Raw genomic sequence first — 14079 nt, forward strand, 5'->3', positions numbered from 1 at the left:
TTATTTAAACACTACCTAAGCCTTACGTTTTCGCTGTGTTTTATATTTTTTATCGTTTTTAGCGGCTTTTTTGGACGCAAGGCTCTTTTTTAATAAACTCACAAAGTCAATCACATTGGTCGCCGTAGCAGTGGCTTCGCCTCGTTTTTTCATTGCTTTAACCGGGAGCTTACGCATTTTCCTTTCAATTAATTTATCAACCGCTTCTTTATATTCATCTTTATACTCCTCCGGCTTCCACTTTGACGCCATGGATTGTACCAGTTGCTTAGCTATATCCATTTCTTTTTTGCTGATCTTGTATTTTTTTGTCTCTGCTGATGGGATAGGAAATTCCGATAATTTACGAATTTCGTCATCATATTTTAATGTATAAATCACTAACGCATTTTTATAGACAGCGACCGCAGCCAAATATTCCTTTGTACTGATAATCACTTTTGCAATACCAATTTTATCCGTATCAAGCAGCGCTTCACGTAAAATGACATACCCTTTTTCGCCATTTTTATCTGGCACAAGGTAATAGGTTTTATCAATCATGACAAATTCAAGGTTTTTCCTGTCTACAAATGATTCAATAGCGATGGTTTGTGCATTTTCGCCTGCTAATTTCTCAAGTTCTTCGTTATCTAAGACGATGATTTTATCTTTATCATATTCATACCCCTTCACCACATCTTCCCAAGGAACTTCTTCGCCTGTTTCAGCGTTTATACGCACGTGTTTAATGCGTGCATTATTGCGCTTATCAATTTGCCTGAAAGAAATGCTGGCGCTTTTATCTTCAGATGAATAGAGGACGATAGGAACGCTTACTAAGCCAAATGAAATGTGCCCCTTCCAGATTGCATTAGGCATACCACCCTCCATGTATAATAATCACAGCTGCGTTTGCTGGTTTAATTAAATCATAGCGTATTATTAGATAATTAATATTAAGCTCACTCGCATTGCTTGCTTTGGACAAACCAATTTTACAAGTTTTTCAGTGTGTTAAGACATGGGTCCACTTAAGCCAACGTCAAGAAGCATGCAGTGCATTAATTTTTGTTAAAAAGGTGACGCAACTCTTGTTTGGCATTTTCCAAAATAGTTTTCTGCTTTTTAGGCAGGTTCTTGCCAGCACGATTAATATAAAAATTGAGCATTGACATTGCTGACTGATAAGACGTACTTTTTTTGGCAGTACTTTCCATCGCTGATTTCTTTAGTGATTTCGCGATTTTTTTGGGATCTTGCCACGTAAATATCCCCTCTTCCAGCATAAGCGCCCGACTGTGCTCAGTCACTTTTTTAGACCATTTTTGTTTAGTTGCTTTTGGCATGGGTAACTTCACTCTTGACAGGTATAGCCCAAAGCCTCTAAACCTTTTTCCAAATAACCGGCGATCAAGGGCTTTGATAATAAATAACCCGTCAAATTAGGCGCCAAATTATTCTTTGCTTCCTTGTGCGCTGCGCTCCATTCGTTCGGGTCGAAATCGCCTCTGCCTATATACATCAACGTCAGTAAATCAACCTGTTGATCAGGCTCCAAATCTTCAATTACTTTTTTGACTTCAAGATAAGTGAGGTCGTCTTCGTGATCAGCCAGGATTTGTGACCAGTCATATTCATATTCTGAATCAGGAATTTTTTCGTTAAACGTCACTTCTTCCTTGGCCTGGAATTCTTTGGCTTTTAATATAATAAAGCAAACTGTTTCAGGATTTATATTCAATACATTCGTATTCAGCATCGTCTACTCCTCACTGTACAATGTCAACAGACCAATACCATTGATTATTTTTAAATCATATATCGCTCTTTGAACTGCATATCGAAATAAACCAAATTTATCAAGTTAATCATATCATCTTTTTTATCGCCCAGATTAACCGCTCTATAAATACTCACTTATATTTATCTTCATCAGATATAATTTAATTATAAGACAAATTTTTAAGGAGCATTACCGAGAATATGGAGCCTCTTATTTGGTTTGCCATATCCTTTCTCATTGGACTGCTACTCGGCATAGAACGTGAACGCAGCCACCCTGAAGGGACCCAGGCGATAGGTGTACGCACGCTGATTTTATTTTCGTTGCTGGGGACCATGGCTGCAACCATTGACAACCCTGCAGTGACCGTTCCTCTTTGTTTCTTAGCAGTTGGGATTATTTTGCTTAGCTATTTTCGATCTACTGAAAATGTTAAACGGAGGATTGACATTGGTATTACAACCGAACTTGCCGCAGGCATCGTATTTGCATTAGGTTATATGGTTCCTTCTTTTCCACTCACCGCGATCACTGTCAGTGCGGTTATCTTATTAGTATTGATGGAACGCAAACGCTTACATTTTTTTTCGCGCAAGACGCTCAAACCCCAGGAAATTGAAACGATTATTATCTTGATGATCTTTGCCTTGGGCGTCATACCTGTGCTACCCAATCGCACTATTGATCCCTGGCAATTTTTTAATCCCAGAAATTTTGCCATCCTCATCACCCTCATTGCTTCAATGCAATTTGCTGGGTATCTCGCTATCCGATTGTTCGGACAAAACATGGGGCAGGCCATACTTGGGTTTCTGGGTGGATTGGTTTCAAGTACAGCTGTCTTTGCAACATTAGGAGACGTGTTAAAGGAATCGCGTTTCGCTATGGCCACCATGGCCTCAGCTCTTTTTGCCGTTATTGCTATGTTAATTGAACTTGTTGTTATATTACTTGTCGCTGCTCCCGGTCTATTGGTATTTATTGCCTGGCCACTTTTCACCATGATCATCGTCAGCCTTACTATCGCATTATTGTTACTACGCTATTCCAAAAACAGTCAACGATCTCCTTCTGTCACACTCGTGCCGCTCAATTATAATTCTATATTTCGCTCAGCTGCATTGATCATGTTAATTTTATTTTTTATTGCCATCATAAAACGCTATTCAAGTATTACAGGGATATTTTACGCGGCTTTTTTAGCCGGCCTTTTTGAATTTCATGGTATTTCGTTTGCCGCCGCACTATTTTATCTTGAAAATCAGCTCAATATTCATCAAGCGGCCAGCATGCTCGCTTTAGCGCTATTAGCCAGCTTTGTCTCTAAATTTATTCTATTATGGGGACTCACTCCTCGCCATTTTGCTTTCTGGCTCACTCTTTTTCTGCTTGTCATCTTAGCAAGCGGCGGCATCGTTTATTGGGTAGCAGTTTAAAAAACCATCCGCACTGATACGCTAACAAACGCTAGGACATGCACCTTCAGAGCAGGTACAATAAACGCATTTGAGGAAAAAAGACCCATGGCATTCAAACTTTTTAGCTACCCCCTTGTCATCAAAGAAACTTATTTGGACACATTTGGACATGTTAATAATGCGGCTTATCTAACCATACTGGAAGAAGCTCGGTGGGATTTAATCACCCAAAATGGTTACGGATTAACTAAAATTCAAGAAACAGGTTTAGGGCCAACCATACTTGAAATTAAATTGTCTTTTTTAAAAGAACTTTGTTTGCGCGAAAAAGCTGTGATTGAAACCCAAATGATTTCTTATGAAAAAAAGATTGGCAAACTATCTCAAAAAATTGTTCGGGGCAGCGATATTTGCTGTGTCGCCGAATTAGTGATTGGGCTTTTCAATATGCATGAACGCAAATTAGTTATGCCTACGCCCGAGTGGTTGTATGCCGTTGGCATAGCATTTTCCCAATAAAAAAGATACATTCAACTTTGTTTTCAAATTCATTGTTTTATGCAAAAATAAAAGAATAAACCAAGCGATTATCAGAAATATCAGAGCCTATGATTAAAAATAACGAATATAAACCTTACCATCTCAATGCCAGCGCCGATGACCTGGCTGGCAACAATGGTATAGGACGTTATATTCTGCTGCCCGGTTCCGATGGACGAGCAAAAGAAATTTCGAAGCAGTTTGATCAACTCACGATTAAATCGCATGATCGGGGTCATAATTTATATTTAGGCACAATTGTACATAAAAAAAAGCCTATCGCTGTCGCTGCCGTTTCAAGCGGGATGGGATGTCCTAGTATGGAAATTATTCTTCATGAACTCTTTCACCTTGGTGGAAAACGCTTTCTTCGCCTGGGCACGGCGGGCTCATTGCAGCCTAATCTAGTCAAGTTGGGCGACCTTGTTAATGCACAAGCTGCTGTACGCGATGAAGACACAACCGACGATTATGTGCCTGCCGGTTTTCCTGCCAACGCCTCTCCTGAGTGTATAACAGCAATTTTGGAAGCTGCAAAATTGCTTGGCTTAGCAGGGTATTTGCACACTGGCCTCGTTCATTGTAAAAGCTCATTCTATGCCCGTGAATTTGGTGAAGGCCCCAAAAATCAAATCAATAAAAATTATATCAACTTACTTACCAAATGCGGCGTGCTTGCATCTGAAATGGAAACTTCGGCATTATTTATTCTTTCTCAACTGTATAATTATCAGCTTATGCAAAAAGGCAATGGGCCGGCATTTCGCGTATTATGCGGTGCCATTTTAAGTATTGTTGCCGATCCTGCTCATTCTACCGATCCTTTTGCCACTGCTGCGCAATCCGCAAAAACCATCACCAATATGACAAATCTGGCGCTGGAAACTATCAGGTTGCTGGCGGAAATGGATGAAAACAACCTCTCCACTTTATGATTGATTGCTTCAAAGTGCCTCCATTTGCTGGCATTACGGTTAGAAGTTTTGTCGTGTACAGAGTAAAATATTTAAAAAAATGAGCAAAATCTGTCAGTCAATAGGGCTATTGTGGCAGTAAAAATACACCCGTAAAGAAGACAATTTCAATGCAGATAAGCCTGCTTTAACATTCATCTCACTCCCAAACCATCTTATCCAAATTATGATATATAATCATTTAATAAGCTTTGTATTTGAGGCACGACTCATCAACTCATTTGATGAAGATGAAGAGAAATAGACATGAAATACGTCTTTATTACTTATAGCGGATTGAGCCTCCCTATTGCCTATAAACTCCAGCAGGAAGGCAATGACGTTACAGTAGGCCAGATAGAGAATATAAAAGACTACGTAATGGAAGAAGAAGTCAAAAAAGCCACCGAGAGTGATTTTAACCGTGAACGACGTATGCGGTTATTTAAAAATATGGTCAAACTGCAGCCTGCCGAACGGGTAGTTGAGCAGTTGAGACAGGTTAAAAATCCGCAGGAATATTTTATTTTTTTTGAAGAAAATAATTTGTTTCGCTGGGCTGATAAAGTGCGTGACTTAGGATTTCATGGCATTTTTCCTACCAAAGAAGATTACTTGTTTGAGATTGACCGCGATCGCGCAAAGGAATTTGTCAAGACACATTACCAGAAACTCTACACACCTGAAGTCAGAGAATTTTCTAAAGTTTCTGATGCCATCAACTTTCTGAGAGATACCCATGAAGTATGGGTATTGAAGGGAAAGCATGATCATGCCAGAACATTTGTTCCCACGATGAACGATGCCATGCGTGCCAAGACTCAGGTTATTGAAATGTTAAGTAATTTTCCGTACGAATACGAGAGATTAGGCTTTATCCTCGAATTGTTTATTCCCTCTATCATCGAGCTTACACCCGAAAAAATGTATTATGACGGCGTTCCACTGGCGACCACGATTGACTTGGAAAATAAATCCTTTGGCAGCGGCAATATCTCTATCCAAACTGGGTGCGCTGAGGATTTGGTATTTCCTACCCTGATGGAAGACCGCATCAACAAAATATGTTTTCCGCCGATCATTGATGAAATGGCCAAACAACATAAAGGTTTATTTATCTGGGATGCATCGATTTTGATTAACAAACGCGATGGTAAAATGTATTTTGGCGAATTTTGCCCAAACAGGCCGGGTTATAATTCCTTTTTTACTGAATTGGCTTTATTGGGTTCGGTGACTCAGTTTTTTGAAAAAATCGTACGCAAGGAATCACCATTTTCACTGGGCACAGTGGCAACATCTGTTCGAATATTTAACCTCAATCGTGATGAAGAAACCGAGCAGGTAGCAGCCAATATGACTATTGATTACCGTCCTGAAATTGAGAAAGATTTATGGCTGTGGGACGTGCGCAAAAACCAGCGTGGAAAACTGGTTACAGTTGGTTCGGACTGGAATCTCGCTATCATAACAGGTGCAGGAAAATCCATAGACGAAGCCGTAAGCAAAATGTACAGGAACGTTGAAGGGTTTGCCTTTGTGGGCGCTTATTACCGTTCAAAAGATGATTACTTATCACTGGATTACCCGACTTCCATTATCAACCGCCTCAATTACGGACTTGAACGCGGACTGTATCGATTGCCGTTTGATGTAAAAGTAGGTGAAATACAAGCTCGATAAAGCGTATTTACTTAAACTGCCGCTTTTTTGGATGGAAGCTCTGCGCTAGGCTCATTGTTCGGTGCAGACATTTTTTTATAGCAATCAGCTATAAAATTTTGAACAACCAGTACCGTTGTATCCATTGCATTGTACTTTGCATAGCTATTGGATTTAATCAAAAGTGATTCATATTGTTTCTTGAATGCTTTAATTTCTTTTGAAAACGCATTAAGTTTTTGTCTGAATGCTTCCATTTCATGGGATTGCGGCAGCTTCCCCTCTGCTAATCGATCTGCCAATGCATTTTTGGTTCTTAGGAGGTCATCTTCTTTATCTTTTAATTCAGCCAATCTTTTCCCCATCGCCCTTTCCCTGATGGTGGTGGCTTTTTTTACCATGGTTTTGATTTGCTTCAGACCAGCGTTCACACCGTGTTTTAGCTCGGCAAATTTACTTAAATTGTTAGCTGTGGAACTAAGTGTTTGAGCTTGCTTTGATACCTCCTGCCTCATTTGTTTAGCCTCTGCGGGCCAGCCCAGTTTGACAACTGGACCAAGGTACTGGTAGCGTTCCATCACTGTTTCCACATTTGAATCCGCCACAATGCGAATGCCCCCTAATTTTTGAGGCGTCTTTATATCCACTTGTTCCAATTGCCTTTGAAAGGCTTTGTCCGCCCATTTTAAGCCGCCGGCATTTGATATATCACTGGCATGCCCTTTAAAATTGTGATCATGTCCATGCACACTTGTTTTGCCATATTCGCAGGATTCGCCACCAATCATAATCACACCAGGTTTTTTTCTGTTGGAGGTTGATAGAAAAACAGCATATGCCCAGCAGTGCCATCCAATCCAGTGATCTTACCCGTTTCAGGATCCTTTTCGGTTTTAACACCTAAGGCAATATTCATGCCCCAATTAGGACTGGTGCCTGAAAATTTGTTACGAATAAATTTACCCCAATTCAGCGGGTTGTACCATTTAAGCTTGGTTTCTTTCACATGCCCGTCAACAACTTCAAAATCATGCGTAGAACCTGAACGGTTAAAAAAAATGGCACCTGGTTTTTCCGTACGCATGGCATCGGATGATTTTGCCGTAGACATATTATGATTTACTAAATCTCGCTCTTGTGGATTACCGGTAGTTAACCAGTTCCAGAGTTTATGTGGGTTTTGTTGTGTTTTTCCTAGCGGAGGAATTTCTATCAGAACACGGTTGCCGTGACTTAAATAGGATTCCACGGGGATGCGAGGATCCGGGTTAGAAAAGGTTTTGCCATCAGCGCTAATTTGCATTCCACCGGATTGCATCAACATAAAAACCCGCTCCATGACTGCCGCTTGGGCAGCCTGGTTTGGATCATTTAGCATTTCCTGCCAAAGCTGGGTATCGTTAGCAAATTGACTGGCCACATTGCGTTTGACTAATTCTTCTTTGTTTTTTGGCATTTTTTACCTCCTTTTTTATTTAGTATAGGAGAAATAAACTTAATAGTGATTGATTCATTTTAATGATTATCTAATTGATTTATTAAGAATTTATAAAAAATAACGGTTATTTCGACTGCCTAGGGAGAGGGATAATAGACTTTGAATGGCCTTTTTGATCTATCTACACGGGCAAAGTCTGTCAAATCGTGTTCTTTTACTGACGTCGCACCCATAATATGCAAGACTTTGATATTCCTAATCACTTCAGCATCTGCAATTAAAGAACGGTGGCAGCGCCATGGAAGAGCCTCGGCGCACATAATGACTGTCTTGCCTTTTTTAATTATTTGATTAAGTTTTTTAAGCGCCTGATAAAACGCCGACGTCTGCATATAGTCAGCAAACCCACGAAAACTGGCATTTCTCCAGCCCTCGTTAATTGAGTTTGAGTGCGGGTGGCGCAAACCTCCCAGCTCTGGCATATGGGTATAAGCAATTTTTTTCTTTTGTAATGCAGATATTAATGGCTTTTGATTACTCCATGGAACATGGCGCGATTTGGGAATAGTACGCACGTCAACCACATGGGTAATCCCATGTGCCTCAAGCTTTTCAAGAAAAGCTGAAAATAATTGATTGGAATGGCCTATCGTATAAACTGTTGGCATAGAGCTAATTAACCACTGCGCAACAGTTATTACTCACATCGGTTTTATCGTTTTTTATCGCTACAGGCACATGACTTCGGGGACAACGATAAATAGGAAAACTAGGGTTCATGGCATCTTTTCCTATTCTTTTTAGCAATACGACATTTGCGCCTTGCTGCGCGGCGGCGCATTGCAACTTATGCGAGTAAGTGCCATCCGGGCACAAATTAGGTTGAACGGTCCCCCTGTATTCACAATTAGAACAAGGCAGCCATTCAACCAGTGAGACATTGCTAGGATTTTTGCAGTAAAAAAGCTCGCCACAGCCAGCAAGAAGCAGGCTTAATATGACAATTAGAATCAATTTCGAAAGTTCCATCATTTTTTTTGCCCAATTCCTTTTACTGGATTTTGGCTATGTCTGACAGGTATTCATGAAGATGTCATTCGAACTCAGTTTATCATTCGAACTCAGTTTATCATTCGAACTCAGTTTATCATTCGAACTCAGTTTATCATTCGAACTCAGTTTATCGTTCGAACCCAGTTTGTCATTCTGAACCACCTCTGTCATCCTGAGCGCAGCGAAGGATCTGCTATTGTACATTTAGAGATCCTTCGAGCAAAAAACGCTCTCAGGATGACATCCACTTCTTTAGAATCAGCATCCTTTGTCAAAAATCGCCAAAGTCCAGTTTTAAAGACCATTTTATCATTAATCAATATCAGATTAAGGTCAATAGAGGCATCAAAAGAGAAAGCATGAGAGGAAAAAGATACAAGTTATTTTAAAACTGCCTACTAGCTCTACAAATAAAAAACTCAGCTAATAAGCTGAGTTTTTTTATAAGCAGTAAGCGCTATAACATCATCAGGATGAGCGATGCTACGAGCAGGTATCCGCTTAATTTGATTAAAGTTGATTGTTGTTTGAGCGCACGAGCCTTTAATTTTTTCATCTTGCATACTCCTAAATCAATACCTACATTGTTTATTATAGCACCTCCATCGCCAATCCACTTATAAAATTAACTTAATTAACCCCTTGAATATTCTTTATAAATCTACTTAATGCCAATTTTTGGCTCAACCATTTAACTTTTCCTTAAGGAGCCCTTACCCATAATGTAGGTGAATCTGGGAGAAATTAGCAAAAGGAGAAGCCACCATGGAACCAACGCCAATTTTCTATATCGCGATGATAGGTGACAGCCTTACTGATCGTGGAACCCTCAATAACAGATATCTATTCGGCTGTATCCCCATGAGTTTGTTAAGCGGTCTACGCGGTCTATCGCCAGGTGACAGCTTCACTAATGGTCTGCCCTGGAGCGATCATTTAATCGCGGCACTTGCTAATGAATTTAGCCTCAAAAAAATTAGCAGAGAAAAGTCGATGGATGCCGCTGATTTAGCAGACGCTATCATCACACATGATGCTAGTATCTATCCCGCTGTTAATAATTTTTATGATTTAAAAAACGATAAGTCAGCAGACTATAACGGGCAAAATTTCGTTAGAACCTATAGCGAGGGCGGTCTAACCGCGTATGATTACAGCTGGTGGCCCAGCAAAAGCATCAGCCGATTTTTTAGCCGCTTAATACTGTCTACCTTAGAAAAAAAACGCAAAGAACTGTTTGCTTATGATCAGTCACATCATTTGTCCAAAAAACAGAAAGCACACACATTAATCATCGAATGGTCAGGCGCGAATGATCTCATTACCGTTAATGAAAAACCTTCCAAACCAGAAGTAGATCGAGCTATTAAAGCCAGAATTAAAAATTTAACTGAATTAATCAAAAATGGTTATCGACATTTTGTTTTATTTAACTTACCTGATCTTTCATTAACGCCTCGCTATCAAAATAAGGAAGATCCGGAACGTGAAAATGCCAGAGCATGCTCTTATTATTTCAATAATCAACTTGAATTAGCATGCAAAAATCTTAAAGAACAGTATCCTTATTGCTCAATTGATATTTTCGATGCCAACAAGGAATTTACAAACATGTATCATCACCCGGAAAAGTATTATCTAGAAAAGGCCAAAAAAAACCTGGCATACACAAAATCGGCTGATTTTAAAATATTACCGAACGGCACGTCCCCAGCCAAAGGATATATGTTTTGGGATGATGTGCATCCTACCGCTGATGTTCATGCACTGCTAGCTTATAAATTTTGTGAATTATACAGAAACAAATTTAATTTTCTTCCACCGCCACCATATGGACTGCATAGAGCACATGCAAAGCTGCGCCAGCGCTCAACAAGTCAATCCAACTTATTCAGCGCACAAACTCAAAATAAGGAGGATTACTCTGACAATAATGCAAAATTAGCTAAGCGAATTATAAAAAAATGATGCCTACTTTTATGTATCTTACTAACTGTGCCGCCAGTGCCTCGAAGATAGACGGTGACACAGTTAGTCTAATTCATTGATTTTTAATAAAACAAATTCAGTCGGTCTCACATGTTAAAATAAATCAATAGAATAAGAGCTCATCATATGACTAAAAACATCCAAGTACGTCCAGTCACTGTGCTGCTTGTATTTATCTTACAAGTATTCATGAACTGGCTGTATGTATTATGGGTAAAAAGCCAGCCGGATATTATTTCAAATGCCTGGTTTATCCTGACTCCCATATTGGGATATTTTTATTTTACATTCACTCTAATTGCAAGCATTGGGCTTATTTACAAGAAAAAATTTGGTTTAACATTAGCGTATGGCGTCATTTTGTTTGGGGTGATATCCGTAGTAATGTCTTATAATGCGGCCTTTAGAGGTCATTACTTAATCGAGGTAATGATCGTCCCCCTGATCACTATCAATTTTTGCGTTCTTCTTTATATGGTGTTTAACCAGGATTATTTTAAGCCGGACTAAAAATTGCCGAAGTAACTAAAATAAAAACGCTAAAAATCAGGTGATTAGCATCCTAATTCGTCATTTAAGGTTTACTTAAACAAAATTTATTGTCAATAGGATACATTAGCAAGCATTAATTGCCGACTTGATGATATCTGAAAAAAATATGAATGGCTTCAAAAGCATCATATTCACCGTATTAAAAAATCACTGAGGAAATAGAGAGATGCTGAAGAGAACTCACTTAGATAGCTCATATAACTTACAAGCAGCTGAGGCATTCTTAAGCAGGGTCGAAAAAGTTATTTCTCAACGAACTGATCCCAAATTAATCTCGCAAATTTTAATCGAATTCAAGTTAGAAAGCATTAATTTTTCTGATAAAGATTTTGCTGTTTTTATTCAAAAAATAAAAACGGAACCAATGGACGCAACTGAATTTTTAAAAAAATTAAAATCCTCCATTCTAGAAAATAAGCCGTTATGTAAATTACTGGGTAACATTCATATTTTGCAATTAATCAGTGATGAAGAACTTGAATCTGCCGCTGGAACATTCCAATTACAAATTAATTTATTGTTTTTGCTAGAAGCATTTAACATTACAATGGCCAACAGCACTACTTTGGCTAAAGAGATTTATCAATTCATGTCAAATCAGCGGGCTTCCTTTCAGCCCAACAATCAACTGGTTAATTTCATTTGGGGTTCGTTCCAACCCGGTAATCCGGTTGCTAACTTTTTGTTTGGCGCCCCAAAGCAGGCAACGCTTTTTGAAAGATTAAAGATGATCTCGGTTGATCCTGCAATGACGAATGTTGCGTTTCACAAATCCACGGCTGATAAAGAAGAAACTAAGGAAGATGTTGAGACGTTCATTAGTGAATTTCAGCTCAGAGGTATTAATGCCAGCATTTCACCCGGCGTCATAGGCAAACCTTCCGACACATCCGCGCGGGGATTATGTCTTAATATATTAGAAGCTGCATGGGAGGATGCCACGCATGAAGCTAGCAAGAAAGGTGGAATTGACAATGCGATCGCAGGCTTTGGCCTTATCACTATCATGGAACACTTGCAAGATGTATCTACTCAGCAATATATAAACAGGCTTAAACTTGTACCTGCAATATTACCTGAAGGCATACAACTGAATGAAGATCATTCCTACCCGTTGATGCCAGACTTAATTGTTAATAATCAATTAAAGAAAGTCGACGAGCTTGTCATGCATAAAGTGTGGCGCGATTTATACAATACCTGGAATGCTTACTTTGTGGTCGCCAACCTGGATGCCATACTCCTGCCTCTTAAACTGTTATTGCCTTCTGTTTTAAAGGCCGAATCAAACTATTTTAAGGAGAGCCGAGTAATATCTCTCTTTTTAGTGGGCAGCTTGTTCTTCAATAATCAGACCAAGCATAATCCACTTTTCCAAAGCAAATTTACTTTCAAGCAAGCTGATGAAATACTTTCACTGTGGGGAAAAATAAACAGGGAATACGCTGAACAGCTATTAAAAGAGTACTGCCCCGATGTAAAGAAAACTGCGGCTGACCTTTATAAGGAGACCTTTGGCAATCATGCAACGGTTAATTTAATCAAGCATGTTGTCTCCTTTGGACGCAATCCCAGTGATTTTCATATTACCTGCTACGGGACAGGTTCGAAGACAAAAAATCTCACCTTTTTTTCACCTGATGAGCGTAAAACTAAAATGGAATTTGCCTGCTCTAAAAGCGATAAGCAAGTCGAAAAAAAATCCGTTATATAAACTGGATCATGGCGCCCACATCAGCGCCATCCGTATTTATTCGCCTCTCCGTTAAGCGTATTTAATATCCCTATGACGATGTGTTAAAGTACGCATTTGCACTTATTAAAATTAGTTTATTTTCTTTCAACAGATTATACCCAAGCAGGTAATTTTTAAAGGTAATAAAATATATGCTCAACCGCCTTTTCTATTTTTGGAGCCAAAGAAGTGCGCCCTCTCCTCATTCAAATAAGAACGCGTTTGCCAACATACCTTATGATGTACTTTGCTATCTATTTGGCTTTTTAGACCTTGAGGGGCTGAAACAAATGCGATTAACGGCTACCAGGTTCAAGCAAGCAACCGAACCTGTAATAAAAGCTAAATGTAACGAATTTTATTTCAACTATATTCGTCAACGTCGACTCGATCTAAATAGCGATAAGGAAGCAAAGACTGCACTTGAGCACATACACTTCTTATTGAAAATAAACCATTCTCTTAATAGCGACCAGGAAAAAAAACGTTTTTTTATCCTTCTTAGCACATTAACTGTCATGCTAAATGAAATACTAAAGTTCCTTGCAGATGAAAACATAGTAAGTTACTCATTGTTTAAGGGTGAGGATTTGCAAGAAGCAAGCAGTTACCTGGGACCCTATGGACCCAAGGTGGCGGTGGAATTAAGCGGTCCTGTTAATGACCATGATTTGCAAAACCTGAGAAATAATTTAAATAAATTTATTTTTATTGAGGAAACGGCCGCCGAAAATCCCGATAATGACTCCATTGAATCGCTAGCTGATGTAATGTTGAATATGCACTATTCGAAAAAATTTAATGAAGAAAGATCACTTCCACATACTATTCAGAATCTATTTCATTCTGCCAAACCCATTGACTTCAAAAAATTAATTCAGAACTGTATTAACCACTTGAATCAGGGCATCGGCAGGCTGGAAGCCAGTTATAACAAGATCACGCCACGGCGCTAGGGATAGAAAAATGCACGA

General features: G+C 39.2%; 16 protein-coding genes. 8 read left to right on the top strand and 8 right to left on the bottom strand.

Annotated elements, in window-relative coordinates; translation table 11 throughout:
• Positions 1–15: 15 nt before the first annotated feature.
• The 3 genes from ku to AQUSIP_RS06280 form a co-directional block, all read right to left on the bottom strand.
• A complete protein-coding gene (ku, locus tag AQUSIP_RS06270) occupies positions 16–861 on the bottom strand; it encodes a non-homologous end joining protein Ku (RefSeq protein ID WP_170131806.1) in 846 nt (281 codons plus the stop codon).
• Between the two features lie 182 nt (positions 862–1043).
• Positions 1044–1328: a DUF3175 domain-containing protein gene (locus AQUSIP_RS06275; RefSeq protein WP_114834412.1), complete on the bottom strand. Its 285-nt coding sequence runs from the start codon at positions 1326–1328 to the stop codon at positions 1044–1046.
• An 8-nt stretch (positions 1329–1336) separates the two neighbouring features.
• A complete protein-coding gene (locus AQUSIP_RS06280; protein WP_114834413.1) occupies positions 1337–1741 on the bottom strand; it encodes a DUF3775 domain-containing protein in 405 nt (134 codons plus the stop codon).
• 224 nt (positions 1742–1965) lie between these two features.
• Here AQUSIP_RS06280 and AQUSIP_RS06285 point away from each other — a divergent pair, with 224 nt between their 5' ends.
• From AQUSIP_RS06285 to AQUSIP_RS06300, 4 genes are all read left to right on the top strand, one after another.
• Positions 1966–3201, top strand: a complete 1236-nt coding sequence (locus AQUSIP_RS06285) for an MgtC/SapB family protein (RefSeq protein WP_114834414.1) — start codon at positions 1966–1968, stop codon at positions 3199–3201.
• An 87-nt stretch (positions 3202–3288) separates the two neighbouring features.
• Complete coding sequence (locus AQUSIP_RS06290) at positions 3289–3702, top strand: acyl-CoA thioesterase (protein WP_114834415.1); 414 nt, start codon at positions 3289–3291, stop codon at positions 3700–3702.
• Positions 3703–3791: 89 nt separating this feature from the next.
• Positions 3792–4658, top strand: a complete 867-nt coding sequence (locus AQUSIP_RS06295; RefSeq protein ID WP_114834416.1) for a nucleoside phosphorylase — start codon at positions 3792–3794, stop codon at positions 4656–4658.
• 285 nt (positions 4659–4943) lie between these two features.
• Entirely contained in the window at positions 4944–6359 is a 1416-nt protein-coding gene (locus tag AQUSIP_RS06300) for a hypothetical protein (RefSeq protein ID WP_114834417.1), read from the top strand.
• A gap of 11 nt (positions 6360–6370) precedes the next feature.
• Here the strand turns inward: AQUSIP_RS06300 and AQUSIP_RS06305 are convergent, their stop codons facing one another.
• The 5 genes from AQUSIP_RS06305 to AQUSIP_RS06325 form a co-directional block, all read right to left on the bottom strand.
• Complete coding sequence (locus AQUSIP_RS06305; protein WP_325048281.1) at positions 6371–7126, bottom strand: hypothetical protein; 756 nt, start codon at positions 7124–7126, stop codon at positions 6371–6373.
• Positions 7127–7128: 2 nt separating this feature from the next.
• Positions 7129–7794, bottom strand: a complete 666-nt coding sequence (locus AQUSIP_RS06310; RefSeq protein WP_114834419.1) for a hypothetical protein — start codon at positions 7792–7794, stop codon at positions 7129–7131.
• A gap of 119 nt (positions 7795–7913) precedes the next feature.
• Positions 7914–8444: a DUF488 domain-containing protein gene (locus AQUSIP_RS06315; RefSeq protein WP_114834420.1), complete on the bottom strand. Its 531-nt coding sequence runs from the start codon at positions 8442–8444 to the stop codon at positions 7914–7916.
• 4 nt (positions 8445–8448) lie between these two features.
• A complete protein-coding gene (locus tag AQUSIP_RS06320) occupies positions 8449–8808 on the bottom strand; it encodes a hypothetical protein (RefSeq protein ID WP_114834421.1) in 360 nt (119 codons plus the stop codon).
• Between the two features lie 33 nt (positions 8809–8841).
• Positions 8842–9033, bottom strand: a complete 192-nt coding sequence (locus AQUSIP_RS06325; RefSeq protein WP_114834422.1) for a hypothetical protein — start codon at positions 9031–9033, stop codon at positions 8842–8844.
• 561 nt (positions 9034–9594) lie between these two features.
• On the opposite strand from AQUSIP_RS06325, the gene AQUSIP_RS06330 reads away from it, so the two are divergent.
• The 4 genes from AQUSIP_RS06330 to AQUSIP_RS06345 all read left to right on the top strand — a co-directional run bounded on the left by AQUSIP_RS06330 (position 9595) and on the right by AQUSIP_RS06345 (position 14061).
• Positions 9595–10797 carry an SGNH/GDSL hydrolase family protein gene (locus AQUSIP_RS06330; RefSeq protein ID WP_114834423.1) on the top strand — a complete coding sequence of 401 codons (1203 nt, stop codon included), beginning with the start codon at positions 9595–9597 and terminating at the stop codon, positions 10795–10797.
• 147 nt (positions 10798–10944) lie between these two features.
• Positions 10945–11328 carry a hypothetical protein gene (locus AQUSIP_RS06335; RefSeq protein ID WP_114834424.1) on the top strand — a complete coding sequence of 128 codons (384 nt, stop codon included), beginning with the start codon at positions 10945–10947 and terminating at the stop codon, positions 11326–11328.
• 208 nt (positions 11329–11536) lie between these two features.
• Entirely contained in the window at positions 11537–13084 is a 1548-nt protein-coding gene (locus AQUSIP_RS06340; protein ID WP_114834425.1) for a symporter, read from the top strand.
• Between the two features lie 311 nt (positions 13085–13395).
• A complete protein-coding gene (locus AQUSIP_RS06345; RefSeq protein ID WP_147277487.1) occupies positions 13396–14061 on the top strand; it encodes a hypothetical protein in 666 nt (221 codons plus the stop codon).
• Positions 14062–14079 lie beyond the last annotated feature (18 nt).

This window comes from Aquicella lusitana, assembly GCF_902459475.1.
In the GTDB taxonomy this organism is placed as follows: Bacteria; Pseudomonadota; Gammaproteobacteria; order DSM-16500; family DSM-16500; genus Aquicella; species Aquicella lusitana.

Coding starts and splice junctions, on each gene's coding strand:
- ku (WP_170131806.1), bottom strand. CDS start 861: ATGCCTAATGCAATCTGGAAGGGGCACATTTCATTTGGCTTAGTAAGC.
- AQUSIP_RS06300 (WP_114834417.1), top strand. CDS start 4,944: ATGAAATACGTCTTTATTACTTATAGCGGATTGAGCCTCCCTATTGCC.
- AQUSIP_RS06315 (WP_114834420.1), bottom strand. CDS start 8,444: ATGCCAACAGTTTATACGATAGGCCATTCCAATCAATTATTTTCAGCT.
- AQUSIP_RS06285 (WP_114834414.1), top strand. CDS start 1,966: ATGGAGCCTCTTATTTGGTTTGCCATATCCTTTCTCATTGGACTGCTA.
- AQUSIP_RS06275 (WP_114834412.1), bottom strand. CDS start 1,328: ATGCCAAAAGCAACTAAACAAAAATGGTCTAAAAAAGTGACTGAGCAC.
- AQUSIP_RS06320 (WP_114834421.1), bottom strand. CDS start 8,808: ATGATGGAACTTTCGAAATTGATTCTAATTGTCATATTAAGCCTGCTT.
- AQUSIP_RS06335 (WP_114834424.1), top strand. CDS start 10,945: ATGACTAAAAACATCCAAGTACGTCCAGTCACTGTGCTGCTTGTATTT.
- AQUSIP_RS06290 (WP_114834415.1), top strand. CDS start 3,289: ATGGCATTCAAACTTTTTAGCTACCCCCTTGTCATCAAAGAAACTTAT.
- AQUSIP_RS06345 (WP_147277487.1), top strand. CDS start 13,396: ATGCGATTAACGGCTACCAGGTTCAAGCAAGCAACCGAACCTGTAATA.
- AQUSIP_RS06310 (WP_114834419.1), bottom strand. CDS start 7,794: ATGCCAAAAAACAAAGAAGAATTAGTCAAACGCAATGTGGCCAGTCAA.
- AQUSIP_RS06330 (WP_114834423.1), top strand. CDS start 9,595: ATGGAACCAACGCCAATTTTCTATATCGCGATGATAGGTGACAGCCTT.
- AQUSIP_RS06295 (WP_114834416.1), top strand. CDS start 3,792: ATGATTAAAAATAACGAATATAAACCTTACCATCTCAATGCCAGCGCC.
- AQUSIP_RS06280 (WP_114834413.1), bottom strand. CDS start 1,741: ATGCTGAATACGAATGTATTGAATATAAATCCTGAAACAGTTTGCTTT.
- AQUSIP_RS06325 (WP_114834422.1), bottom strand. CDS start 9,033: ATGTACAATAGCAGATCCTTCGCTGCGCTCAGGATGACAGAGGTGGTT.
- AQUSIP_RS06305 (WP_325048281.1), bottom strand. CDS start 7,126: ATGATTGGTGGCGAATCCTGCGAATATGGCAAAACAAGTGTGCATGGA.
- AQUSIP_RS06340 (WP_114834425.1), top strand. CDS start 11,537: ATGCTGAAGAGAACTCACTTAGATAGCTCATATAACTTACAAGCAGCT.